The organism is Streptomyces sp. NPDC042371, assembly GCF_056437465.1.
Genome location: NZ_JBWKAP010000028.1, coordinates 1 through 25324, shown reverse-complemented (window position 1 = coordinate 25324; position 25324 = coordinate 1). Strand labels below are relative to the sequence as shown.

Sequence of the window (25324 nt, the reverse complement as noted above, 5' to 3'; positions counted from 1 at the left end):
AATGCGACGGGGCACCCCTCGTTCGTGATGTCGAACTCGTTCGCGGACCAGACGCTGGCCCAGATCGAGCTGTTCACCAAGCAGGAGGAGTACCCGACCGATGTCTATGTGCTGCCCAAGCACCTGGACGAGAAGGTCGCCCGCCTCCACCTCGATTCGCTGGGTGTGAAGCTGACGACGCTGAGCGCGGAGCAGGCCGCCTACATCGGCGTCGAGGTCGAGGGCCCCTTCAAGCCCGACCACTACCGCTACTGACACGGACCGGCCCCCGGCCGACGGAACAGGAGGAGCACGTGCACGACACCGAAGAGGAGGACACCAGGCCGCCCGGACCGGGCCTGGCCCTGGCCGTTCCGGGCACCCCGCCGCTCCGGCTCGCCGGCATCGACGAGGACGACACCTGGGAGCCCAACGTCGTGCGCGGCATCGACTGAACCCCCGCCGCCGGGGCCGGAGGCCTCCAACCGGCCCGGCCCCGGCGGCAGTCCACCCCGCCCCCCGCCCCCGTGCACGGGGGCGGATCGCGCCCCGGCCCGCACGGATCACGCCACCCGCACCGCCCGCCCGGCCGGTTCGAGCAGACATTGAGCGGCTCAAGAGCGGCCATGGGCGACGATGGCCGCGCTCTGCCCGAAGACCGGCACCACCGCAAGTCCGACCGGGGCCCGACACCCAGAGCGCGGGCCCCAGTTCACAAGGAGGAGCGATGTCCACAGCCGCCGAAGGCCCCCACGCCCTGAGCGACATCGGGGATGCCCTCGCCGAGGCCGGCGCGGCCTCGCTCACCGGGGAGCGCGCCCAGCTGGCCGAGGGCCTGCTGCGGGCCGCCCTGACCAAATGGGAAGACCCCCAGGCCCGGCCGCAGCTCCTGGGCGCCTTCAGCGCCGTCTTCGCCGACGAGCAGGGCGCCGCCCGGATGCGGGACTTCATGTCCCGCCAGATCTTCCAGCAGCTGGCCGCCTCCCTCGACGAGGGTCCCAAGGACTTCGACGAGGTCGCCAAGGCGCTCGGCGTGCCCCCGATGAACATCAACGCGGCCCAGGCCCAGGTATGGGGCGTGGCCGTGCTGCGCTACGTCGTGAAACTGGAGCCGATCGCCTCCGCATCGGTCGACGAGGTCGTCGCCCTCGTCTCACCCACCATCCAGCGCTACCTGGTCGGCTAGCCCCGCCCGCACCACCCCGCCCCGCCCGGCGGCCCCGGAAACGGGAACTCCCCCCTCACATTCCGGAGGGCTGTGTCGTCGTACCGGTGGAGACGGCGCCAACCCGCGCACCGCGGGCGCGGGCCACTCACCGGCGCCGGCCGGAATGTCCGCGCGGACGGCCTTCTTGGGTCGCACTTATTCGGAGGAAGTAATCAGGCCATGAGTACTCTCGACAAAGAGTCCACGGGCGGGGCGGAAGCCCCCGTCGGCGACCCGCGGCGTTGGAAAGCGCTGGCCGTTTTGGCCGCCATTCAGTTCATGCTCGTCATGGACGTCACGATTGTGCTCGTCGCGCTTCCCGAAATCGACAAGGATCTGACCTTCAACCCGACCGGCGATCTCGCCTGGGTCATCAACGGCTATGTGCTGACGGCCGGCGGATTCCTGCTGCTGGGCGGCCGGTTGGCCGACATGTACGGCCGGCGCAAGATCTTCATGGTCGGTGTGATCTGCTTCGGTGTCGCCTCGGCCACCTGCGGTGCCGCGATGTCCTCCGGCATGCTGGTCTCCAGCCGCTTCGTGCAGGGTCTGGGCGAGGCGCTGTGCGGCCCGGCCGCACTGGGCATGATCCCCGTGCTGTTCCCCGACGCCCGTGAGCGCATGAAGGCCCTGGGCGTGTGGGGCGGCACCGCGGCCCTGGGCGGCGTGATCGGGTCGGTCGTCTCCGGCGCCCTGACCGAGTACGTCGACTGGCGCTGGATCTTCTACATCAACATCCCCATCGCGCTCGCCGCGCTGGTCCTGGTGCCCAAGGTCATGCCTGAGAGCCGCATGGAGCGCGAGGGCCGCAGCGTCGACGTCGTCGGCGCGCTGTCCATCACCGGCGGTCTCGTCGCGGTCGTGTACGGCCTGATCAAGGCCGCCGACCACTCCTGGGGCTCCTCCACGGTGCTGATCCCGCTGCTCGGCGGCATCGGCGTGCTGCTCCTGGCGGCCGTCTGGGAGACCCGCATCTCCGACCCGATGGTGCCCATCCGCTTCTTCACCAACCGCACCCGGGTCACGTCCAACGTGGTGACCCTGGCCCTGCTGGCCAGCTTCCACTGCTACGCCTTCCTGCTCATCCTCTACATGCAGAAGGTCCTCGGCTACTCCGCGATCAAGTCGGGCATGGCCGTGGTGCCGCTGGCCTTCGCGATGGGCGCGGGCATGGGCGCGGCCTCCGCGCTGATGCCCCGCATCGGCGTCAAGGCGGTGCTGGCCATCGGCTTCGGCGGCGCGGCCGCGGGCCTGTTCGTCGCCAGCACCCTGGAGGCCGACTCCTCCTACGTCGGCGGCGTCCTGCCCGGCATGGTCGTGTTCGGCCTGTTCAGCGCCATGTGCTATCCGGCCCTGGTCAACGGCGCGCTCTACCAGGTCACCGGCAAGGACTCCGGCCTGGCCTCCGGCGTGCAGACCGCCATGCAGCAGATCGGCGGCGCGCTCGGCCTGGCCACCCTGGTGCCGCTGGCCATCCGCTACACCACCGACCACATCGGTGACGGCGTCATCCCCACGGTCGCGCAGGCCGACGGCGCCTCCCGGGCCTTCCAGGTGGGCGCCATCCTGGTGGCCGTCGCCGCGGTCCTGGTCGTCGTGCTGATGCAGAAGGTGGATGCCGTACCGCGCAACGTGCTGGCCGAGGCGGAGGGCGAGGCCGCCGCGGAGACGGCGGACAGGCCCGCCGCCACCGGCGTCTCCTCCTGACCTTGTGACACCCCCCGGCAGCTGACCGCACGGTCCTGCCCGCACCGCCCCCGGGATCTTCCCCCCGGGGGCGGTGTCGTGTGTCCGGCTCACGGCCCGTCAACCGGCGCGCCCGCACATCGTGTTGGGGCGGCGGGGGCCTTTCCGGGAACTGTGGCACGGCCTTTACGGTTACGTGACCCACGCCACCCCGGGGCGCTCTAGGCGCGGCGTCGTCCCACGTGTCACTATTCCAGTGCATCTCCCCTGCCCAAAAGCATGACAGCGGCGGGGGATTGGGATCGGGAGCCCTCTTGAATCCTGCCCGGTGAGACGAGTGCGTACTTGCGTACGAGTTCTCTCGTGATTTCCCGGCGGGCAGCGGGGCCGTTCGCCGCGAAAAGGCCGCCCCGAAACTCCTGCCTCATTCCTTCCGAGAAGTCTGGACGATGCGATCTCCATGCGGAAAACACCAGGGGAGCTGAGCGCGTTGACCACACCACCGGCCCCGGCCCGGGGCGCCGCCCCCGTGAGCCGGGCCCGCACGGTCGGCGTCGGCCGCGCCCACGCCAAGACCATCCTGCTGGGCGAGCACGCCGTGGTGTACGGGGCGCCCGCCCTGGCGCTGCCGGTGCCCCAGCTCGCGGTCACGGCGAGCGCCGGCTGGTCCGCGGCCGGCCCCGCCGGCCCCGGCGGGGTGTCCCTGACGATGACCGGCTCCCCGTCCCGGCCGGTGGCCACCCAGGCCTCCGACGGACTGCGGCAGCTGACCGCGGAGTTCCGCACCGCCATGGACGTGGCCCAGGACGTGCACCTGGAGGTGATCCTGGACTGCGCGATCCCGCCCGGCCGGGGCCTTGGCTCCAGCGCCGCCTGCGCCCGCGCCGTGGTCCTCGCGCTGGCCGACCTCTTCGGCCGCGAGGTCACCGAACAGATGGTGTTCGACCTGGTGCAGAGCGCCGAGAACGTGGCCCACGGCCGCGCCAGCGGCGTCGATGCCACCGCGGTCGGCGCGCCCGGCCCGCTGCTGTTCCAGCAGGGCCACGCCCAGGAGCTGCCGGTGGGCTGCGAGGGGCTGTTCATCATCGCCGACAGCGGCGAGGTGGGCCGCACCAAGGACGCGGTGACCCTGCTGCGCGAGGGCTTCCAGCGCCACCCCGGCAGCCGGGAACACTTCGTGCGCCGTGCCACCCAGCTCACCGACCGGGCCCGCCGCGCCCTGGCCCAGGACGACCTCGAAGAACTCGGCCCCTATCTGACGGCCTGTCACCACCTGCTGCGCGAGGCCCGGCTGAGCACCGCGCGCATCGACGCCCTGGTCGAGGCGGCGCTGGCCGCGGGCAGCCTCGGCGCGAAGATCACCGGGGGCGGGCTGGGCGGCTGCATGATCGCACTGACCTCCTCCGACCAGGCCGGTGCCGTCACCCGCAGCCTCCATGCGGCCGGCGCCCAGCAGACCTGGGTGCTGCCGCTGACGGCCCGCACCGGCCAGGGCGCCTGACCCCGCCCCGCCCGGAGAGCACCACCCCGCACCACCCCGCACCACCTGGGCCGTACCCGCACACAACTCGGTGAGAGGAGCAGGCACATGAGCGCCACCGGCATCCCGCACCGCCCCGGCACCGGCCCCGCTGCGCCCGCCCGGCCTCCCGCCCGCCACGAGAACACCCCGATTCCGTCTCTGCTGACGGATGCCGGAGGCGGCCGCCCGGCCGCGGGTCCGCCCCGGCGCGCATGGTGAACGGCTACCGCCCGCCCCGCGACAGCGGCTGACGGACGGCGCAGGAGGGACGCGAGGGGAGCACCCGCGGCGCAGCACCACGCCCGCCGCGAGAGCCCCCGCCACCCGCACGCATTCCCTTCCCGCACGCGCCGCCGTACCCCTCATGCCCGGCCGCCCCGCGGCGGGGCAGGCAGGGGCCGCCGCCCGGTCGAGGACTCTCCCGGGCCGGTGGGGCAGCGTGCGCCCGGACCCGGCGCAGCGCCGCCGCCCGCCACGGCGGGCCGTGCTGCGCCCGCGGTCCTCGCCCCGCCTCGTGACCCAGCAGAAACGGTAGACATGACAGCGAGCCCTCGCACGGTGTGCGTGGTAGGTGCCGGACCGCGCGGCCTGTCCGTACTCGAGCGCCTGTGCGCCAACGCCCGCCTGCAGCCGCCAGGCAGCACCGTCCACGTCCATGTGATCGACCCCTGCCCGCCCGGGCCGGGCAGGGTGTGGCGCACCGACCAGTCCCCGCACCTGCTCATGAACACCGTGGCCGGACAGATCTCGGTGTTCACCGACGCCAGCGTCGACCTGCACGGGCCGCTGGAGCCGGGGCCCAGCCTGCACGAGTGGGCCGGTGCGCTGGCCGCCGGAGAGATCCACGGCGAGGCCGACAGCGAGACCGGCGGCGAGGCGGGCGGCGAGTATCCGGCCGAAGTCCTGGCCCAGGCCCGCGCGTTGGGCCCCGACACCTATCCCACCCGCGCCTTTTACGGCCACTACCTGCGCTGGGCCTGCCGACGCATCGTGCGCGGCGCGCCCGCCGAACTGACCGTCACCTTCCACCGCGGCCTGGCCGTCGCCCTGGACGACGACCCCGGCACCGACGGGCGGCGCCAGCAAGTGCGGCTGGCGGACGGGACCGTACTGGCGGGGCTGGACGCCGTCATCCTGTGCCAGGGCCACCTGCCGGCCCACCCGGACGAGGGGGAGCGGGCCTTCGCCGCCGCCGCCCGCGCCGCGGGCCTGCGCCACCTGCCGCCGGCCAATCCCGCCGACGCGGACCTGGACGCGCTGGCCCCCGGCACCCGGGTGCTGCTGCGCGGCCTGGGCCTGAACTTCTTCGACTACCTGGCCCAGCTCACCGCCGGCCGCGGCGGCACCTTCACCCGCCACGGCGGCCGGCTGCGCTACCGGGCCTCGGGCCGCGAGCCGCGGCTGTACGCGGGATCGCGGCGCGGCATCCCCTACCAGGCGCGCGGCGAGAACGAGAAGGGCCCGCACGGCCGCCACGAACCGCTGCTGCTCACCCCCGGGCGCATCGCCGAGCTGCGCCGCACCCACGCCCGCACCGGCCTGGACTTCACCCGCGACCTGTGGCCGCTGATCTCCCGGGAGGTGGAGGCCGTCTACTACGCCACCCTGCTGCGCTCGCGCGGCGAGATGCTCCCGGCCGGGCAGCTGCAGGCCGCCTACCTGGCCGCCCCGGCCGGGCCGGGGCACCTGGCGGCGGTGCTGGAGGCGTACGGCATCGGCGAGAAGGACCGCTGGGACTGGGAGCTGCTGGCCCGCCCCTGGCGCGACCGGGAGTTCACCGGCCCGCAGGACTTCACCGGCTGGCTCCTGGACCATCTGCGCCAGGACGTGGCCGAGGCCCGCGCGGGCAACGTGAACGGGCCCCTGAAGGCGGCCCTGGACGTGCTGCGGGACCTGCGCAACGAGATCCGCCTGGTGGTCGACCACGGCGGCCTGGACGGCGACTCGCACCGCGCCGACCTGGACGGCTGGTACACCCCGCTCAACGCCTACCTGTCCATCGGCCCGCCCGCCCGCCGGGTGGAGGAGATGATCGCGCTGATCGAGGCCGGTGTGCTGGACGTGATCGGCCCCGGCCTGCGGGTGGACCTCCAGCCCGGCCGGGGCACCGTCACCTCCCCGCTGGTGCCCGGCTCCACGCGGCGCGTGGACGCCGTGGTCGAGGCCCGGCTGCCCGCGATCACGCTGCGCCGCACCGGGGACCGGCTGCTGCGGCACCTGCTGGCCACCGGCCAGTGCGCCCCCTACCGCATCCGCACGGCCGCGGACCCCTACGAGAGCGACGGGCTGGCCGTCACCGCGCGCCCCTTCCGCCTGATCGACGCGGCGGGCCGCCCGCACCCGCGCCGCTTCGCCTTCGGCGTGCCCACCGAGGCGGTGCACTGGGTGACGGCCGCGGGCATCCGCCCCGGCGTCAACTCGGTGACCCTCACCGACGCGGACGCGATCGCCCGCGCGGCCCTGGAGTGCACGGCCCGCCCCACACCGCCCACCACCCGGCACCTCACCGAAGCCGCCCCGCCCCCGGACGCCCACCCGAGCGCGACGCCACCCCGCCCCGCCGCCCCGCTGCCCGGCCGGGGCGGAAGCTGACCCCGGCCCCAGGGCCCCGCCCGCACCACGGCGCCACCACTGCCCGCGGACACCGGGCCCGGCGCCCGGCCGGGGGAGGGGGGCCACCCGTGCCCACCGGCCGGGCACCCGCCTGCCGCCCGAGGGGGCGGCAACCGCCGGGCCCCAGGCGGGCGTTGAACCGAGGACGACCGGGGACGACCGGAGCCGTCCGTGCCCGCTGGCCGCCTGATCGCCTGCCCGCCGCCCGGCAACCACCCGCCCGGGCGCGGGAGTTGCGCCGCAGGCGGATGTCGTACCGAACAAGGAGCCGCACCCCATGACCACTGACCGCCCGCCCGTCGCGCCGCCGCCCGGCCCGGCCACCGCGCGTCCGGACACGCCACGTCCGGACACCGTGCGTCGGGACGTGGCGCGGCTGGAGGCCGGGCTGCTCGCGCCGGTCTGGGCCGATGTGCCGGTGGCGGACGCGGTGTCCGACCAGGCGTGGCTGCAGGCCATGCTCGATGCCGAGGCGGCCCTGAGCCGGGCCCAGGCCCGGCTGGGCACGGTGCCCGAGGCCGCCGCCCGGGTGATCAGCCAGGCGGCGCGGGCCGAGCACCTGGACCTGGTGGCGCTGGCCGCCGCGGCCCGCCAGTCCGCCAACCCGGTGGTGGCCCTGGTCCGGGAGTTCACCGCGCTGGTGGCCGCCCGGGACGCGGATGCGGCCGCCTACGTGCACCGCGGATCCACCAGCCAGGACATCTTCGACACCGCGGCCATGCTGGTCGCCCGCCGGGCCCTGCGCCTGATCCGCGCCGACCTGGACCGCGCCGAGCAGGCGCTGGCCGCGCTGGCCCGTACCCACCGCGACACCCTCATGGCCGGCCGCACGCTGGCCCTGCACGCGGTGCCCACCACCTTCGGCTGCAAGGCGGCGGGCTGGCGCCACCTGGTGCTGGACGCGGCCGACCGGCTCGCCGCCCTCGAGGCTCAGGGGCCCGTCCAGCTCGGCGGGGCCGCCGGCACCCTGGCCGGCTACCTCGAACACGCCCCGGGCGCCGACCCCGCCGCCTACGTCCACGACCTGACCGAGGCCTTCGCGGCCGAACTGGGGCTGCGCGCCCCGTTGTTGCCCTGGCACGTGCTGCGCACCCCGGTGGCGGACCTGGCCCAGGGCGCCGCGTTCACCTGCGCCGCGCTGGGGAAGATCGCCGTCGATGTGCTGTCGCTGACCCGTACCGAGGTCGGCGAGGTGCACGAGCCGGCGCCCGCCGGCCGCGGCGCCTCCTCGGCGATGCCGCACAAGCGCAATCCCGTGCTGGCCACCGCCATCCGCTCCGCCGCGCTGCAGGCCCCGCAGCTCGCGGCGGGCGTGCTGGGCTGCATGCTGAGCGAGGACGAACGCTCCGCCGGTGCCTGGCACGCCGAATGGGAGCCGCTGCGCGCCCTGCTGCGGCTGGCCGGGGGAGCGGCCCACCAGGCGGCGGAGCTCCTGTCCCAGCTGACGGTCGACCCCGCCCGGATGCGCGCCAACACCGCCCTGACCGGGGGCCAGATCGTCTCCGAGCGGATCGCCGCGGTGCTGGCCGCGCCGCTGGGCAAGACCGCCGCCCGCGCCCTGCTCGACGGGGCCTCCGCCGAGGCGGCGCGCACCGGCCGGCCGCTGGCCGAGGTCCTGGGCCAGGACCCGCGGGTGGCCGCCGCGCTGACCGGCGCCGGACGCGGCGACCTGTTCGCCCCCGAGGCCTACACCGGGGCGGCGGCCGCGCTGACCGAGCGCGCCCTGTCCCGCCCCGCACCCCCGCAGGCCCCGCCGGGCGTGCCGGGTCGGCCGGGCGCGTCCTGAGCGGCCGTGAACCGGCGGCGGCCGCCGCCGGCCCCCCGGATGGCTGGGGGTGCCGGCGGCGGCCACCGGAGGACGGCCCCGAAGGGCCGCGCGAGGACGCTCACGAAATCCGCTCAGCGCTGGCGCTGCAGAGCGATTTCCGTGAGCTCTTCTATGTCGAACTGCGAGCGTCCTGGTGTGCCGTAGCGGGTTATCTTGCCCCGGCTCACCCACTTGCGGATGGTCGCCTCCGAAACCCCCGTGGCCAGGGCGGCCACATTGGTGGGAACGAGCCTGTGGCGCGGCGGTCGGTTCATGCGGCGTCCTTCCGTTGCCGGTCCATGAGATGCCGGATGGTAAGCAGTTCGCGCATTTCCCAGGAATGCCCAGACGAACAGCTGATGCTGCCCCGGGCCGTGGTCCGCGCATTGCGCGGCGAAGCGTTGATGGTGCCCGGGCAGTCGTCCATCACACATGCGATGACCGGCGCATGCTCATCGTCGGAATCCGGGTCGATGGCGCGCAGCGATTCCACCTGGAGGCTCTCGACTTCATCGGCGAATTCGGCAGCCGGAGGCTGGGTGGCGAGCCATTCCAGGTTGAGTATCAAAAAGCATGCGAGATGCGGGACGGAGCGCCCGGGGGCGGCGGTCCCCAGCTTTTCCACGACGAACCCGGACCACGACTCCAGGATCGAGAGGATGTTGTTCCTGGCGTCCAGGGCGGAGATGTTCAGGTGGTCCCGCCTGCGGCTGCCCGACACCTTTGTCGGGTTCCGCCGCCGGGACGTCGACAGAATGTGGTGCAGTCCTTCCTGGTGAAGGCCGGGAAGGGTGCGCAGGTTACGTTCCAGCTGCTCGACGCAGCCGGTGCACAGGACCGAGCCGGCGGCGACAGGGACTTCCCGGGCATGGTTCCTGGGGCATGAGTGAAACTCCATTGAATCTCCTTCATGAGCTGACGCACCCCGCAGAAGGCACGGAGACGCACATCTTCCGTGCCGGACGCTGCAGTGAATGGCTGAATCGATGAACCCTGGGGAAAAAGGGCGTGACCGGAGCCCCGGGCAAAGGCCTCTGAAAGGACGCCGGGAGGTGACAGGACGGTCCCGTTCAGGAAATCCCGCAAAAGAATTCAGACCCGCCTCGATGGGCACAGGCTCTGCTGTTCCCAGTGAATACGGCTGTCATGTGCGATCCATCCCCCCGTTGCCTCCCCAGGCCCCACCGCCGCGCAGTCGCTGCCATGGGTGCACTCGGAGAGTTCCATGAGCGGTCGGGGGGTGTCAACGTGCGCCCCACCGGGAAGAGAGCGGTAATCCAGCGGTTGTAAATTTTTCATTTCGTAATCGATCTGCCCTAAAGGGGAATTTTAGATTCCTCTTTTCTAAAGGAGAACTCTAGGATTCTTCAGGCTTCGCTTTGGACGGATGGCATCCCGCTTTACCGCCCCCCGGCCCGCGCCCCCCCCTCGGCGCCCCGCAGGCGGCCCATCCCGCCGCCGGGCGCCCGGCCGTGGCACCCCCCACCCCGCCGCAGCCCGCCGCGCCCCGACCCCTGCCCTCCTCGGCGGCCCACCCGGCCGCCCCGGTGACACCTCCCCCTGCTCGACCTCAACGCAAGGGAAAAGCTGTGGCTATGGAAATGGCCTGTATCGGAACCGACCAGGAATTGGCCGCCTCGGCGCGCCGCACCCGCGACGATCTGCTGGAGCGAATGGAAGGACACCTGGGTGCCTTCCTCTCCGCCGAGCACGAGTTATGGGCCCAAGTGAACGACCGCGCGGTCGGCGCCGTCGACGCGCTGTCCGAACTGGTCGCGGCGGGCGGCAAACGCATCCGTCCCGCCTTCTGCATCGCCGGCTACCTGGCCGCCGACGGCGACCCCGGCGACCCCGGCGTCGTGGCGGCCGCCGCCGCCCTGGAAATGCTGCACGCCTCCGCGCTCATCCACGACGACGTCATCGACGCCTCCAGCCACCGGCGCGGCCTGCCCACCGTCCACGCCCACCACTCCGCGCTGCACGCCGCCCGCGACTGGCAGGGCGAGTCCCGCCGCTACGGCGAGGGCGTCGCCATCCTCGTCGGCGACCTGGCCCTGGTCTACTGCGAGCAGCTGATGGCCACCGCGCCGCCCGCGGTGCTGCCGGTGTGGAACAAGCTCCGCTCGGAGCTGATGATCGGCCAGTACATGGACATGACCGCGGCCGCCGAGTTCTCCGTCGACCCGCGGCTGTCCCGCTGGATCGCCCTGGCCAAGTCCGGCCACTACACCATCCACCGCCCCCTGGCCGTCGGCGCGAGCGCGGCGGGCCGGGCCGATCTCGCCCCCGCCTTCGAGAAGTACGGCGAGGCGGTGGGCGAGGCCTTCCAGCTCCGCGACGACCTGCTGGACGCGTTCGGCGACTCCGCGCACACCGGCAAGCCCGCCGGACTCGACTTCCAGCAGCACAAGATGACCCTGCTCCTGGGCTGGGCGATGCAGCGCGACGAACGCATCCACAGCCTGATCACCCAGCCCGGCCACACCCCCGACGAGGTGCGCGGCCGCCTGGTGGACACCGGCGTCCCCGACGACGTCGAAAAGCACATCGCCGCCCTGGTCGAACAGGGCTGCGACGCCATCGCCGACGTGCCCATCGACCCGGTATGGCGCACCGAACTGACCGCGATGGCCACGCAGGTCGCCTACCGCAACACCTGACCCCACCCCGGCGCCGTCTCCCCGCCCCGTCCCGCACACGGGGAGACGGCGCCGGGCCCACCACGCCCCCCGCCCGGGCAGCGAAGACCGGCCCCGGCCCAGGCCCACCCGGGCCCGGCCCACCGCGCCGGACCGTCCCCGGGCCAGAGGCCAGGCGGGGCCGGGGCGCGGCAGGCGGCACCGCCCCCTGCGGGTCCTCCGGGTGCTGCAGGCGGTGCCCCGGCCGGGCCGCCCGCCCTGCCCGCAGCGCACCAAGAGCCGCCCCTCGTCCCGCCCTGCCCGGCCCGTTTGTCCCCGCCCCGGCCGCCCCGCAGCCTCGGCGGCCGCAGGCGCTCCCGCTGCACCCGGAATGCCGGAGGCTGTACGCCAGCTCCGGGCAACGCCCTCTATGAGGATGAGAGTTGAGGAGAATCACGGGATTCCGCCGGGCCCATCCGCCCGCCCGCAGCGCACCAAGAGCCGCTCCTCCTCCCGCCCCGGCGCGCCCGAGCCCCGCCCCCGGCCCCTGAAGCCGGACCCGCCACCCCGGCCGCGTACACCCCAAAGCCGCACGCAAGCCAGAACACCCGCCTCGCACACCGGCCGACGGCCCTCCCCGCCGGTCGCCCTCCCGTCGACAGCCGCCGGTTTCGGTCAACTCCCGCCGCCCGGCGTCCTGTTGACCGCTGGGCGCGAGTCGCCGCCCCGGGTGTCGCCGGGCGGGCGCGGGGGAGAGGTGCCGCGGCGGCACCCGCGGCACCCGCGATACCCGCCCCCAAGGCCCCAAGGCCCCAAGGCCTCGGCACCCGGCCCCCAACACCCCGGCAGACCCTCACGCCTTGGCGGCCCCGCCGGGCCAACCCCCGCAAAGGGCCCGGTAAAAGCCCCTCCCGGAGCCCCGATTCCCTCCCCGGCGTCCCCGCGAAGCCCGCGAGCCCCGCCCCGCGCCCGAACGAGCCCCCGCTGGGGCCCCGCTCCGCCCCCGGGGGGAGCCAGGCCGCCCGGCACCCTCGGCGGGAGCAGACCGCACCGCCCCCGCTCGACGTCCGCCACAGCCCTCGTCGCAACCGCCTCGAGGGCCGCTTGAGGGGCGGGCTCGCCCCGCGCCGCCTCCGGCCCCCGCGCCGCACCCCGCCCCGGGGCCCGCGGATGCGGCCCCACCAGGCATGTCGGGCCGCGCCGCACCGTCCGCAGGCGGCCGCGGGCGCGGGCGGGGCGGCCGGATCCCGACGGCCGGGCGGCGGCGGGCAGTTGGGCAAATCCTGCCGTACGGGCGCACGCACGCCGCATGATGCAACCACGAACGCACCGGAAGGGCGGCCTGGATGAGTCTGGACGCACGCGGCGTCGACGACGTCGGAGCGGTCGAGGGGAGCGAGAGCCGCGGGCATGCCGTGGTGATCGGTTCCGGGCTCGCCGGGCTCACCGCCGCGCGGGCCCTGGCCAACTTCATGGACCACGTCACCGTGATCGAGCGCGACCGCCTGCCGCGCGGCGCCGCCCGGCGCCGCGGGGTGCCCCAGGCGCGGCACACCCACAGCCTCACCACCACCGCCCAGCAGGGCCTGGAGCAGCTCTTCCCCGGCATCGGGCAGGACTTCGAGCGCGCCGGCGCGGTCCGCGTGAGCCTGCCCCAGCAGGCCCTGGTGCTCGGCCCCGCGGGCTGGCTGCCCCGCTTCGACGCGGGCCTGTCGATGCTCAGCGCCTCCCGCGACCTGATCGACGCGGTGCTGCGCGAGCGGCTGCGCGCCGAGCCCAAGGTGTCCTTCCTGTCGGGCTACGAGGTGCTGGGCCTGCAGCCCGACCGCAACGACACCGTCACCGGCGTCTGGGCGCGCCGCCGCGCCCGGCCCGGCCCCGACGGCCCGGGCCCGCGGCACCTGATATCCGCCGACTTCGTGGTGGACGCCTCAGGACGCGGCTCCCGCGCCCCCCACTGGCTGGCCGAACTCGGCTACGAGCCGCCCCGCGAGACGGTGGTGGGCGCCCGCACCACGTACGCCTCCACCGTCTTCGCCCCGCCCATCGGCCACGTCGCCGACTGGCAGAGCCTGCTGCTGATGGCCTCGCCCGGCAACCCCCGCCAGGGCACCCTCAACGTCATCGAGGGCGGCCGCTGGGCGGTCACCCTCGCCTTCGCCGACGGCGAGGAGCCGCCCACCGACCACGCCGGGCTGCTGCGCGCCGCGGGCCGCCTGCGCCACCCGCTGCTGCGCGACGTCATCGAGCACGCCACCCCGCTCGGCCCGGTCTACGCCTGCACCACCACCGAGAACCGCTGGCGCCACTACGAGAAACTGCGCCGCTGGCCCGACCAGTTCCTGGTGGTGGGCGACGCCCTGGCCGTCATGGACCCCGCCCACGGCCAGGGCATGACGCTCGCCGTGCAGGGCGCCCTGGTCCTGGACCACATGCTCAGCGGCCACGGCACCACGGTCGGCCTGGCCTACCGGCTGCGCCGCGCCCTGGCCCACCGGCTGGCCCCCGCCTGGCAGTCCAGCACCCGCCACCTGCGCACCACCGGCGCCGCCGATCCGGCGCAGCCCGGCCGGGAGCGGCCCCGCGGCCTGCGCGCCTGGCTCGCCCGGCGGGTCACCGCCCGCATCGCGGCCGAGGCCGCCACCGAACCGCACGCCGCGGCCCGGCTGCTGGCCCGGCTGCAGGCCGCCGGGCCGCTGGCCGCGGTGCCCCGCCCGCGCGCCGCCACCGCCCGCCCCGCCGCCGCCCCGGCCGCGCCGCCCAGCATCACCCACGGCGCCCGCGCGCGCCGCCGCCGCACCCCCGCCCCGGCGCCGCCCGCCATCGGCGTCGCCACCGGCTCCGCCCGCCTGCGCCCGCCCGGCTCCTCGGCCCAGTGGCCGGCCCCCGCCCCGGCCGGTGAGCGCCGCCGCCCCTGACCGGCGCCGGGGCGCCCGGCATAAAAGGGGGGAGCCGACCGCAGGCGCCAAATGCCTCCGACATAGGCTTCGGGCATGACAAGAGCGCAGCAACTACCCGCTGTTGAGGCCCACTTGGGCGACCCGAGGTGGGTGCGCAACCCCAACTCACCAGCGGCAACCGCCCAGTTGGGCGGGGCCGTGACATCTGCGCGGCGGCACGACTCGAAACTCGCTCGAGAAACGGTGGAGTTGGGGCCGGGTTCCGGCTCGAGCACGGTTGTCCGGCCGCGCGGGGTGTCGATAGCGTTCGATCCGCTTCACGGCACGGGCCCGTTTGCGCCGCTGCAGGCCGCCCCCACCACCGACCGCTCACCGGCCGGTCCGGGTGTGCCTGTGACGACTCAGCGGCGAGGGGAGGGCGCGCGGGCATGAGCATCACCGAAGATGCGCCGCAGCGGGAGCGGACCAAGGCGCCGCAGGGCGAACGCATGGCCGACTGGGCGGACGGCCGGCTCGGGATCTACCAGTGGCGCACCCTGATGCGCAAGGTCTTTCCCGAACACTGGTCCTTCATGTTCGGCGAGATCGCGCTCTACAGCTTCATCATCCTGATCCTCACCGGGCTCTACCTGACCATGTTCTTCAACCCGAGCATGGCCCACACCGTCTACGAAGGACCGCACGTCCCGCTGCAGGGCGTGCAGATGTCGGAGGCCTACTCCTCCACCCTGCGCATCAGCTTCGAGGTGCGCGGCGGCCTGTTCATCCGCCAGCTGCACCACTGGGCGGCGCTGACCATGATCGCCGCGACCATGGCGCACACCCTGCGGCACTTCCTGACCGGATCCTTCCGCAAGCCCCGCGAGCTCAACTGGCTGATCGGCGTGGTCCTGCTCATCCTGGTCACCCTGGAGGGCTTCCTGGGCTACTCGCTGCCCGACGACCTCCTCTCGGGCACCGGCCTGCGCATCGCCGAGGGCGTGACCCTGGCCATCCCGCTGGTCGGCACCTACCTGACGATGTTCCTGTTCGGCGGCGAATTCCCGGCCACGGACGTCATCCCGCGCTTCTACAGCTTCCACATCCTGCTGCTGCCCGGCATCATCCTGGCGCTGGTCACCATCCACCTGATCCTGGTCATCTACCAGAAGCACACCCAGTTCCGCGGGCCCGGCCGCAACCAGCAGAACGTGGTCGGCCAGCCTTTGATGCCGCACTACGCGGCCAAGGCCGGCGGCTTCTTCTTCCTGGTCTCCGGCGTCCTGGCCCTGATGGCGGGCATCGCCCAGATCAACGCCGTGTGGGTGTACGGCCCCTACCGGCCCGATCAGATCTCCCAGGGCTCCCAGCCCGACTGGTACATGGGCTTCCTGGAAGGCGCCCTGCGCGCCTTCCCCGCCTGGGAGTTCGCCATCGCCGGGTACACCGTCAACATGGGCGTGCTGGTCCCGGCCGTCGTGCTGCCCACCCTGCTGATCGGCATCGCCTGCCTGTGGCCGTTCATCGAGGCCTGGATCACCGGGGACAAGCGCGAGCACCACCTGCTGGACCGGCCGCGCGAACAGCCCACCCGCACCGCCTTCGTCTGCTCGCTGGCCGCCTTCTACCTGGTGCTGTTCTTCGGCGGCGCCAACGACATCCTCGCCGAGCGCTTCCACCTGTCCATGAACGCCTTCACCTGGTCGGTGCGCATCGGGGTGTTCGTCGTACCGGCCCTGACCTACATCATCACCAAGCGGATCTGCCTGGGCCTGCAGCTGCGCGACCGCGACAAGCTGCTGCACGGCCGCGAGACCGGCCGCATCAAGCGGCTGCCGCACGGCGAGTTCGTCGAGGTCCACGAGCGCCTGAACCGCGAGCAGGAGTACACGCTGCTCTCCCGCGAGATCCACCCGCCGCTGCCGGCCCCCGTGCGCGAGGACCGCGACGGCGTGCCCAACCCCAAGTCCCGCAAGGAGATGCTGCGCCACAAGCTCAGCCGCTGGCTGAGCGACGGGCAGATCGCCAACCCGAGCCCGCAGGAGATGCAGCAGGCCCTGGAGCACCTCGACCACGGCTCCGGCGGCCACGCAGGCGGGCACCCCAACGGCCAGGCCGACGGCGGCCGGCCCGCCGCCGTCGAGGGCCGCGAGCCGGACCAGCCAGTGCACTGACCCGGCGGCACGGCGCCACACCGGCCGGGCCTCCGACAGCGGCGCGGGTGACCAGGGGACGGGTCACCCGCGCCGCCTCTTTATGCCCCCGCCGCCCCGCCACCACGCTCCTCACCGCCCCGCCCAACTTTCGCCTATGCCGCGGCAGTTCACCCTCCCGGACGGCCGCCCGCGGCCGGCACCGGGAGGGGGCGGAAAGCTCCGCATCGGCCCGCCGCGGGCGCCCGCGCGGCCGCTCCCGCCGGAGGTGGGGGGCGCACGGCCGGGGCCGGGCCGGGGTCCCGCGCGGCGCTCCGTTTCACGTGACCCACGTCACTTTGAAGGGCTCTTGGTGTGGGGGCCCGCCCGTGTCACTATTTCTGCAGACCTCCCCTGCCCAAAAGTCGTGCCCCCTCCGCATGGAGCGTGGAGCCCTTGGCTGCAGGGGAGTTGCGCTGCAGGGCCCCGAGAAACCCGCGTACGTATCTGACGGGCCCTCATCCCCCAAGCCCCCCGCACCACCGGCCGGTGCCGCCGCCGCGGCACGCCCTGCCCGCGGCCGCGCGCCGGACCTGCCGCGCCCGCCCCGACCCGGCGCGCCCCGCCCCCCGCGCACGCCGGGCACCAGCCGCACCACGCCCGGCGCCCCGGGGCGCAGCCGTCCCCCGGGCCCCCGGTGCGCCGTCCCGCAATGTGCCGCGCTCCCACAGGCGCCGTAATCCATCTCTGGAGGAATGATGTCGGGAACCGCCGATCTGGCAGGTGTCTACGCTGCCGTCGAGGAATCCGCCGGGCTGCTGGACGTAGCCTGCGCACGCGACCAGGTGTGGCCCATCCTGGCCGCCTACGAAGACGTGCTCCCGGGCGCCGTGATCGCTTTCCGGGTGGCCACCAACGCGCGCCACGAGGGCGAGTTCGACTGCCGCTTCACGGTCCCCGGCGACAGGGACCCCTACGCCGTCGCCGTGGACAAGGGGCTCACCACCCAGAGCGGCCACCCCATCGAGTCGCTGCTCACCGAGGTGCAGAAGCACTGCGCCGTGGACAGCTACGGCGTCGACTTCGGCGTCCTGGGCGGCTTCAAGAAGATCTGGGTGTACTTCCCCGGCGGCCGCCACGAGACGCTGTCGCACCTGGCCGAGATCCCCTCCATGCCGCCCAGCCTGGCCGGGACCGAGTCCTTCTTCGCCCGCTACGGCCTGGCCGACCAGGTGGACCTGATCGGCATCGACTACGCGAGCCGGACGATGAACGTGTACTTCGCGGCCTCGGCCGACGTCGTGGCCCGCGACACCGTCCTGGCGATGCACCGGGAGATCGGCCTGCCCGACCCCAGCGAGCAGATGCTCGACTTCTGCAAGAAGGCCTTCGGCGTCTACGCCACCTTGAACTGGGACTCGCAGAAGGTGGAGCGGATCGCCTACAGCGTGAAGACCGAGAACCCGCTGGAGCTCGCCGCCCGCCTCGGCTCCAAGGTCGAGCAGTTCCTCAAGGACGTCCCCTACGGCACCGACACCCCCAAGATGGTCTACGCCGCCGTCACCTCCAGCGGCGAGGAGTACTACAAGCTCCAGTCGTACTACCAGTGGCGCACCGACAGCCGGCTGAACCTTTCGTACGTCGGCGGGCGTTCTGCCTAGCCAGCACCCGCCCCACCCCGTGGCCCGCCCGCGCCCGCCCGCGGCCGCCCACGGTCCTTCCTCCAGCGCTCGCCCGCCCGCGACGGCGGAGAACACCCATATCGAAAGGGATCAGCCGCAATGACTACTGAAGCCACCCTCGCGCGTTTTCGCGAGTACATGGTCGGCCCCTCGCGGTTCATGAGCCTGCTGTCCGTCTTCGAGCTCGGCATCGTCGACCAGCTGCGCGCGGCGCCCGGCCAGACCGCGGCCGAGCTCGGCGAGGCCGTCGGCGCCAAGCCCGACGCCGTGGAGCAGCTCCTGTTCCTGATGGTCAAGGAGGGCTTCGTCGCCCAGGACGAGGCCTCCGGCGGCTACCGCCTGGACGCGCTGGCCGAGGTCGCCGAGCGCGACCTCAAGCGCGCCCTCACCTACATGAACATGATCAAGGTGGTGGCGCTGCGGCAGCTCTTCTACCTCACCGACAGTGTGCGCACCGGCAAGATCGTCGGCCTCAAGGAGCTCTACGGCACCGACGAGGGCACCCTGTACGACGCGGTGGCCGACCACAGCGACCTCAACGACGCCTGGCTGACGCTGATGAACAACGTCACCGCCAACATCGACCCCTGGTTCTTCTCCAACATCGACGTGCCGGCCGGCGCGCAGGTGCTCGACGTGGCCGGCAACACCGGCCTCGGCGCGATCCACACCTACGAGCACAAGGCCTCCCCGGGGCTGAAGGTGACCACCTTCGACCTGCCGGACAAGGAGAGCACCTGCCTGGAGAACTTCAAGAAGCACGGGGTGGCCGAGCACTGTTCCTTCATCGGCGGCAACGTCTTCGACGAGATCCCCCAGGGCTTCGACACCGTGCTGATCAAGCACTTCCTGGACATGTTCGACAAGGACGACGTCTTCACCATCCTCAAGGGCGTCAACCGCTCCCTGGAGGTCGGCGGCCAGGTCCACATCATGGTGCCGGTCTATCCCGAGGACATCCGCGACACCGACAACTACAACGTCGACTTCTTCCCGGCCTTCTTCATCGGCTGCACCATGGGCCAGGGCGGCCCGCAGAAGATCTCCGTCTACCAGAGCTGGCTGGAGGAGTGCGGGTTCAAGGTCACCAAGGCCATCACCAAGAACCCCGCCGAGGTGCCCAACGACGTCATCCCCGTCCAGGCCATCCTGTCGGCGACCAAGGTCGCCTGACCTGCCTGACCTGCCTGACCCGGCTGACCGGCGACCGGCCGCCGTCCCCGGACGGCGGCCGTCCCGCACCGCTCTCCGCTGCACACGCGCCAACCGGCCCATGGAGGACCCATGCCCCCAGTCACGGGGATCGAAGAGGTGTACTCGGCCATCGAGCAGGCGGCCCGGCTGGCCGGGGTGCCCTTCACCGAGGACACCGTCCGGCCGATCCTGGCCGCGTACGCCGACGGGCTGGCCGAGGCCGGGGTCGTCTACAGCGTGTCGACCCGTCAGGACGCCCCGGTGGAGCTGGACTTCACCGTCACGGTGCCCACCCGCAGCGGCGACCCGTACGCCACCGCGGTGGCCCACGGCTTCATCACCCCGGCCGGCCACCCGGTCGACACACTGCTCGCGGACCTCCAGGGCCGGTGCGACATCAGCGAGTACCTCGTCGACGGCGGCGTCGTCGGCGGCTTCAACAAGATCTACGCGCACTTCCCGCAGGACGTGCGGCCGGTGGCCGACCTCGCCGCCCTGCCCGGCATGCCGCCCGCCCTGGCCAAGAGCCTGGACCTGTTCGCCCGGCACAGCCTGAGCGACGTCGCGATGATCGGGATCGACTACCCGCGCCGCACGGTCAACCTGTACTTCACCCAGCTCTCCGAGGAGTGCCGGGCCCCGCAGACCATCCTGTCCCTGCACCGCGAACTGGGCCTGCCCGCCCCCGGCCCGCAGATGCTGGCCTTCGCCGGGCGCTCCTTCCGGATCTACACCACCCTCAGCTGGGACTCCGCGGCCGTCGAGCGGATCTGCTACGCCCCGCCGCCGGCCCGCGGCTGGGAGCCCACCGCGCTGCCGGTGCCCATCACCGCCCAGGTCGAGCGGTTCGTGGACGAGGCGCCGCGCGCCTACGAGGGCGAGCCCATCGTCATTGCGGCCGTGAAGTGGGCGCCCGAGGGGGAGTACCTCAACCTCGGCCCCTACTTCCAGCTCTCACCGCTGATGCGCAAGGTCATCAGCGCGGTGCACAACGGAAAGCTCTGACACTGCCACAGATCCACTTGTGAATACCCTGAGCCCGGCTTGTGCCGGGCTCAGGGAATTTCATTGCCGCACCCGCCCCATCCTGTTCCAGGGGGCATTCCGCATTGTTTTCACCGGTGCGTGCACCACCATGCCCTCATTAAAGTTGAATGTTACACCATGTTCATTAGTGTACCGTCGAAACGGTGTTGATTTGCTCTGTGGAATCGGGCAAGATCGCTCACGCCGACGGAGGGGATTCCCGCGTCTTCAGCGGAATCCCGCCCCACTACTCACTAAACGCGAAGGGGACACCCATGTCTGAATCCGTCCCGGATCAGGGCTTTACCGACGCGGCCGAGCTGCGCCGCGTCAACCGGGCCACGGTCGAGCAGTACATGCACACCCTCGGCCAGGACCGGCTGCGCCGGCACGAGCTGTTCACCGAGGACGGCCGCGGCGGACTGTGGACCACCGACACCGGATCCCCGGTGGAGACGGTCGGCCGGGACCGCCTGGGCGAGCACGCCGTGTGGTCGCTGGGCTGCTTCCCGGACTGGGAGTGGTACAACATCCAGATTTTCGAGACGCAGGACCCGAACCACTTCTGGGTGGAATGCGACGGCCGCGGGAAGATCCGCTTCGGCGATTACCCCGAGGGCTACTACGAGAACCACTTCCTGCACTCGTTCGAACTGGACAACGGGAAGATCAAGCGTAATCGCGAGTTTATGAATCCCTTCCAGCAGCTGCGTGCGCTCGGTATTCCGGTACCGGAGATCAAGCGCACCGGAATTCCCACCTGAGTATCACTTCACCGCTGGATCGGAGTACGTCATGGAAGACGTTATACGGGAGATTCGTATCCGCGGGGCTTTGCAGCAACCCGAATGGAGCGACCTTTCACAGCTGAACCGGGTGGGCGAGGCCCTGGCCTCCCGCCCGCCCCTGGTCCAGGGCGACGACCTGGCCACCCTGCGCACCCTGCTGGGCAAGGTCGCCCGCGGCGAGGCGATGGTGCTGCAGTCCGGCGACTGCGCCGAGGACCCCCAGGAGTGCACGCCCCACTACGTGGCCCGCAAGGCCGCCCTGCTCGACCTGCTGGCCGGCTCGCTCGGCCTGATCACCGGCAAGCCGGTGCTGCGCGTGGGCCGCATCGCGGGCCAGTTCGCCAAGCCGCGCTCCAAGCCCACCGAGATCATCGACGGCGTCGAACTGCCCGTCTTCCGCGGCCACATGGTCAACGGCCCCGAGCCGGACGCCGAGAGCCGCCGCCCCGACCCGCTGCGGATCCTGACCGGCTACATGGCCGCCGGGGACATCCTGGAGCACCTGGGCTGGCGCGACCGGGCGGCCGGCCGCGAGGTCGTCGAACCGCTGGTGTGGACCAGCCACGAAGCGCTCCTGCTGGACTACGAGACGCCCATGCTGCGCATGGACGACAAGGGCCGGCTGTTCCTGGGCTCCACCCACTGGCCCTGGATCGGCGAGCGCACCCGCCAGGTCGAGGGCGCCCACGTCGCGCTCCTGTCCCAGGTCAGCAACCCGGTGGCGTGCAAGGTCGGCCCCTCCATGGAACCCGAGGAACTGCTCGCGCTGTGCGAGCGGCTGGACCCCTGGCGCGACCCGGGCCGCCTCACCCTCATCGCCCGCATGGGCGCCGACAAGGTCGCCGAGAAGCTGCCGCGCCTGGTCGAGGCGGTCCGCGAGGCCGGCCACCCGGCGATCTGGCTCAGCGACCCGGTGCACGGCAACACCGTCACCGCCCCCGGCGGCTACAAGACCCGCATGGTCGACACCGTCGCCCGGGAGATCACCGGATTCGCCAAGGCCGTCCAGGGCGCCGGCGGCATCGCGGGCGGCCTGCACCTGGAGACCACCCCCGACGACGTCACCGAGTGCGCGAGCAGCGAGGCCGACCTGGACCGCGTCGGCGAGCGCTACACCTCCTGCTGCGACCCCCGCCTCAACCCCGCCCAGGCCCAGACCGCCGTCAACGCCTGGCCCGCCTGAGGCCACCGGCGACCGCCCGCACCAGCCCCCGCGACAAGTCCGAGGACTCCACCATGACCGGCATACCCCCCATCAGCCCCTACCCCCTGCCCGCCGAGGGCGACCTGCCTCCGGCCGCCGTGTCCTGGACCGCCGAGGCCGACCGGGCGGTCCTGCTCGTCCACGACATGCAGCGGTACTTCCTCAAGCCCTTCCCCGACAGCCTGCGCCACGAGCTGGTCGCCAACGCCGCCCAGCTGCGCGACCGGTGCGCCGCCCTGGGCATCCCGGTCGCCTACACCGCCCAGCCCGGCGGCATGAGCGACGAACAGCGCGGCCTGCTCAAGGACTTCTGGGGCCCGGGCATGCGGCCCGCCCCCGAGGACCGCCAGGTCGTCGACGCGCTCGCCCCCACCGAGCAGGACTGGCACCTCACCAAGTGGCGCTACAGCGCCTTCTTCAAGACCGACCTGCTGGAACGCATGCGCGCCGCCGGCCGCGACCAGCTCATCGTGTGCGGCGTCTACGCCCACGTGGGCGTGCTGGCCACCGCCATCGACGCCTTCACCCACGACATCCAGCCGTTCTTCGTCGCCGACGCCACGGCCGACTTCTCGCAGGACTACCACCGCTCGGCCCTCACCTACGCCGCCGAGCGCTGCGCCCGGGTCACCACCGTCAAGGGGCTGTTCACATGACACAGACACCACCCACCCCCCACCGGCCCGCCACCCCGGGACCGGAGGACGCCGACCTCCTGGCCCAGGTCCTGGACGGCCGCACCGAGGCATTCGCCCTGCTGCACCGGCCCGGCACCACCCCCGGCGCGGTCGAGGTGCTGACCGGCGCGGTGTCCCTGCCCGCCACCCTGGCCGACATCCCGCTGCCCCCGGAGCCCGCCCCCGGCACCGGCGCCCACCACGAAGTGCTGGTCGTCATGCCCTACCGGCAGCTGACCGAGCGCGGCTTCGCCTGCGCCGACGACGGCACCCCGCTGGTCGCCATGACGGTGACCGGCCAGCAGCAACTGCCCCTGGCCCAGGCCCTGGCCCGCATCCCGGACGTCCCGACACCGTTGTCGGGCGGCGACTTCGACGTCGACGACGCGGCCTACGAGGACGTGGTGCGCCGCATCGCCAAGGAAATGATCGGCACCGGCGAGGGCGCCAACTTCGTCATCAAGCGCACCTTCGTCGCCGACATCACCGACTACGGCCCGGCCAGCGCCCCGGCCCTCTTCCGCCGCCTGCTGGAACGCGAGACCGGCGCCCACTGGACCTTCCTGATCCACACCGGCAGCCGGATCCTGGTCGGCGCCTCCCCGGAGCGCCACGTCAGCCTCCAGGACGGCACCGCCGTGATGAACCCGATCAGCGGCACCTACCGCTACCCGCCCTCGGGCTCCACGCTGGAGGGCGTGCTGGAATTCCTCGGCGACCGCAAGGAAACCGACGAGCTCTACATGGTCCTCGACGAGGAACTGAAGATGATGGCCCGCATCTGCGACACCGGCGGCCGCGTGGTGGGCCCCTACCTCAAGGAAATGGCCCGGGTCGCCCACACCGAGTACTTCATCGAGGGCCAGAGCGACCGCGACGTGCGCGACATCCTGCGCGAGACGATGTTCGCCCCCACCGTCACCGGCAGCCCCCTGGAAAGCGCCTGCCGGATCATCCACCAGTACGAGCCCGGCGGCCGCGGCTACTACAGCGGCGCCGCCGCCCTCATCGGCCGCGACCGTGCGGACGCACGGGTCATGGACTCCGCCATCCTCATCCGCACCGCCGACATCAGCCACCAGGGCCGCCTGGCCATCGGCGTGGGCGCCACCATCGTGCGCCACTCCGACCCGGCCTCCGAGGCCGCCGAGACCCGCGCCAAGGCGGCCGGCCTGGTCGCCGCCCTGAACGGCGACACCAAGGAACGCTTCGCCGACCACCCCAGCGTCCGCCGCGCCCTGGAACTGCGCAACGACACCATCGCCGGGTTCTGGCTCTCCGACCACCCCGACCGCGCCGCCGCCCTGCCCCAACTGGCCGGCCGCCGGGTCCTGGTGGTCGACGCGGAGGACACCTTCACCTCCATGATCGACCAGCAGCTGCGCTCGCTGGGCCTGGAGGTCACCCTGCGCCGCTACGACGAGGACTACACCTTCGCGGGCCACGACCTGGTCGTGATGGGCCCCGGCCCCGGCGACCCGCAGGAAGTGGCCCACCCCAAGATGAGCCACCTGCACACCGCGGTGGCCACCCTGCTGCGCGAACAGCGGCCCTTCCTCGCCGTCTGCCTCAGCCACCAGGTCCTGGGCCTGCAGCTGGGCCTGGACCTGCGCCGCCGGGACGTGCCCAACCAGGGCGTGCAGAAGGAGATCGACCTGTTCGGCGCCCCCGAACACGTCGGCTACTACAACACCTTCGCGCTGCTGAGCGAGCACGACGAGTTCACCCCGCGCGGCGTGCCAGGACCGGGCGCATCCCGGCCCGTCCAGGTCAGCCGGGACGCGGCCACCGGCGAGGTGCACGCCCTGCGCGGAGAGGGCTTCGCCTCCCTGCAGTTCCACCCGGAATCCGTCCTCACCCGGGAAGGGCCCCGCATCGTCGGCACCGTCCTGGCCGGCCTCCTGGCCCCGGCCCGCACCCCCGACCCGGCCTGACCCCCGCCCCGACTGCCGGGCCGGCGCCCACCCCCGAGCGCCGGCCCGGCCCCCTGCCCGCCTTGCCCGCAGTTCTTCCTGCCGCACCGTTGAAGGATTGACTCATGTCTGATGTACGGCGTTCCGAGACGCTGACCGGCACCGTCGAGGTGGCCTTCCCCGAGTTCCAGGCGCCGCCGGCGGAGCCGCTGGGGCTGTTGGCGGACTGGCTGAAGGCGGCCACCGAGCAGGGCGTGCGCGAGCCGCGGGCCCTCGCCCTGGCCACCGCCGACCCCCAGGGACGCACCTCGTCGCGGATCCTGGCGGTCAACCAGATCACCGACACCGGCATCGTGTTCATCACCCACGCGGGCAGCCAGAAGGGCCACGAGCTGGC

At 72.9% G+C, this 25324-nt stretch carries 20 protein-coding genes and 1 pseudogene; 19 read left to right on the top strand and 2 right to left on the bottom strand.

The features are described from left to right. The 8 genes from AC068B_RS41050 to AC068B_RS41015 all read left to right on the top strand — a co-directional run. Positions 1-255, top strand: a 255-nt coding sequence (locus tag AC068B_RS41050; protein ID WP_478676553.1) for an adenosylhomocysteinase, incomplete at its 5' end; no start/stop codon positions are given. Positions 256-293: 38 nt separating this feature from the next. After that, positions 294-434 carry a hypothetical protein gene (locus AC068B_RS41045; RefSeq protein WP_356268669.1) on the top strand — a complete coding sequence of 47 codons (141 nt, stop codon included), beginning with the start codon at positions 294-296 and terminating at the stop codon, positions 432-434. A 272-nt stretch (positions 435-706) separates the two neighbouring features. Continuing rightward, positions 707-1165 (top strand): TetR/AcrR family transcriptional regulator, encoded by a 459-nt coding sequence (locus tag AC068B_RS41040; RefSeq protein WP_478676552.1) that lies wholly within the window; start codon positions 707-709, stop codon positions 1163-1165. Positions 1166-1366: 201 nt separating this feature from the next. Then, entirely contained in the window at positions 1367-2893 is a 1527-nt protein-coding gene (locus AC068B_RS41035) for an MFS transporter (protein ID WP_478676551.1), read from the top strand. A gap of 469 nt (positions 2894-3362) precedes the next feature. Continuing rightward, positions 3363-4373 carry a mevalonate kinase gene (gene mvk, locus AC068B_RS41030; RefSeq protein ID WP_478676550.1) on the top strand — a complete coding sequence of 337 codons (1011 nt, stop codon included), beginning with the start codon at positions 3363-3365 and terminating at the stop codon, positions 4371-4373. A gap of 87 nt (positions 4374-4460) precedes the next feature. Continuing rightward, on the top strand, positions 4461-4613 hold the full coding sequence (locus tag AC068B_RS41025; RefSeq protein ID WP_478676549.1) for a hypothetical protein: 153 nt from the start codon (positions 4461-4463) through the stop codon (positions 4611-4613). 318 nt (positions 4614-4931) lie between these two features. Next, entirely contained in the window at positions 4932-6986 is a 2055-nt protein-coding gene (locus AC068B_RS41020; RefSeq protein WP_478676548.1) for an FAD/NAD(P)-binding protein, read from the top strand. A 298-nt stretch (positions 6987-7284) separates the two neighbouring features. Next, positions 7285-8793 carry a nitrosuccinate lyase gene (locus AC068B_RS41015; protein ID WP_478676547.1) on the top strand — a complete coding sequence of 503 codons (1509 nt, stop codon included), beginning with the start codon at positions 7285-7287 and terminating at the stop codon, positions 8791-8793. Between the two features lie 113 nt (positions 8794-8906). Here AC068B_RS41015 and AC068B_RS41010 read toward each other — a convergent pair whose 3' ends face one another. Together AC068B_RS41010 and AC068B_RS41005 are read right to left on the bottom strand one after the other, a co-directional pair. Further along, positions 8907-9089 (bottom strand): MerR family transcriptional regulator, encoded by a 183-nt coding sequence (locus AC068B_RS41010; protein ID WP_150163957.1) that lies wholly within the window; start codon positions 9087-9089, stop codon positions 8907-8909. Beyond that, positions 9086-9712, bottom strand: a complete 627-nt coding sequence (locus AC068B_RS41005; RefSeq protein WP_478676546.1) for a hypothetical protein — start codon at positions 9710-9712, stop codon at positions 9086-9088. Before AC068B_RS41005 ends, AC068B_RS41010 begins: the two co-directional genes overlap by 4 nt. Before the next feature lie 703 nt (positions 9713-10415). Between AC068B_RS41005 and AC068B_RS41000 the strand changes: the two genes are divergently transcribed. From AC068B_RS41000 to AC068B_RS40950, 11 genes and pseudogenes are all read left to right on the top strand, one after another. Continuing rightward, positions 10416-11474, top strand: coding sequence for a polyprenyl synthetase family protein (locus AC068B_RS41000; protein WP_478676545.1), 1059 nt, complete (start codon positions 10416-10418; stop codon positions 11472-11474). Positions 11475-12778: 1304 nt separating this feature from the next. Then, on the top strand, positions 12779-14350 hold the full coding sequence (locus AC068B_RS40995) for an FAD-dependent oxidoreductase (protein WP_478676544.1): 1572 nt from the start codon (positions 12779-12781) through the stop codon (positions 14348-14350). Between the two features lie 410 nt (positions 14351-14760). Beyond that, positions 14761-16401, top strand: a pseudogene (gene qcrB, locus AC068B_RS40990) (cytochrome bc1 complex cytochrome b subunit); the annotation flags it as partial. A 797-nt stretch (positions 16402-17198) separates the two neighbouring features. Next, positions 17199-18104 (top strand): aromatic prenyltransferase, encoded by a 906-nt coding sequence (locus AC068B_RS40985; protein ID WP_478676543.1) that lies wholly within the window; start codon positions 17199-17201, stop codon positions 18102-18104. A gap of 120 nt (positions 18105-18224) precedes the next feature. After that, positions 18225-19298, top strand: coding sequence for a methyltransferase (locus AC068B_RS40980; RefSeq protein WP_468565891.1), 1074 nt, complete (start codon positions 18225-18227; stop codon positions 19296-19298). A 111-nt stretch (positions 19299-19409) separates the two neighbouring features. Next, positions 19410-20324 carry an aromatic prenyltransferase gene (locus AC068B_RS40975; RefSeq protein WP_478676542.1) on the top strand — a complete coding sequence of 305 codons (915 nt, stop codon included), beginning with the start codon at positions 19410-19412 and terminating at the stop codon, positions 20322-20324. Between the two features lie 296 nt (positions 20325-20620). Further along, positions 20621-21109: a PhzA/PhzB family protein gene (locus AC068B_RS40970; RefSeq protein ID WP_478676541.1), complete on the top strand. Its 489-nt coding sequence runs from the start codon at positions 20621-20623 to the stop codon at positions 21107-21109. A gap of 31 nt (positions 21110-21140) precedes the next feature. Then, on the top strand, positions 21141-22316 hold the full coding sequence (locus AC068B_RS40965) for a 3-deoxy-7-phosphoheptulonate synthase (RefSeq protein WP_478676540.1): 1176 nt from the start codon (positions 21141-21143) through the stop codon (positions 22314-22316). Positions 22317-22369: 53 nt separating this feature from the next. Further along, positions 22370-22993, top strand: a complete 624-nt coding sequence (locus AC068B_RS40960) for an isochorismatase family protein (protein WP_468565883.1) — start codon at positions 22370-22372, stop codon at positions 22991-22993. Then, complete coding sequence (locus tag AC068B_RS40955) at positions 22990-24948, top strand: anthranilate synthase family protein (protein ID WP_478676539.1); 1959 nt, start codon at positions 22990-22992, stop codon at positions 24946-24948. The genes AC068B_RS40960 and AC068B_RS40955 overlap by 4 nt, the downstream gene beginning before the upstream one ends. Before the next feature lie 104 nt (positions 24949-25052). After that, positions 25053-25324: pyridoxamine 5'-phosphate oxidase family protein (locus AC068B_RS40950; RefSeq protein ID WP_478676538.1), on the top strand; the 272-nt coding region annotated here is incomplete at its 3' end.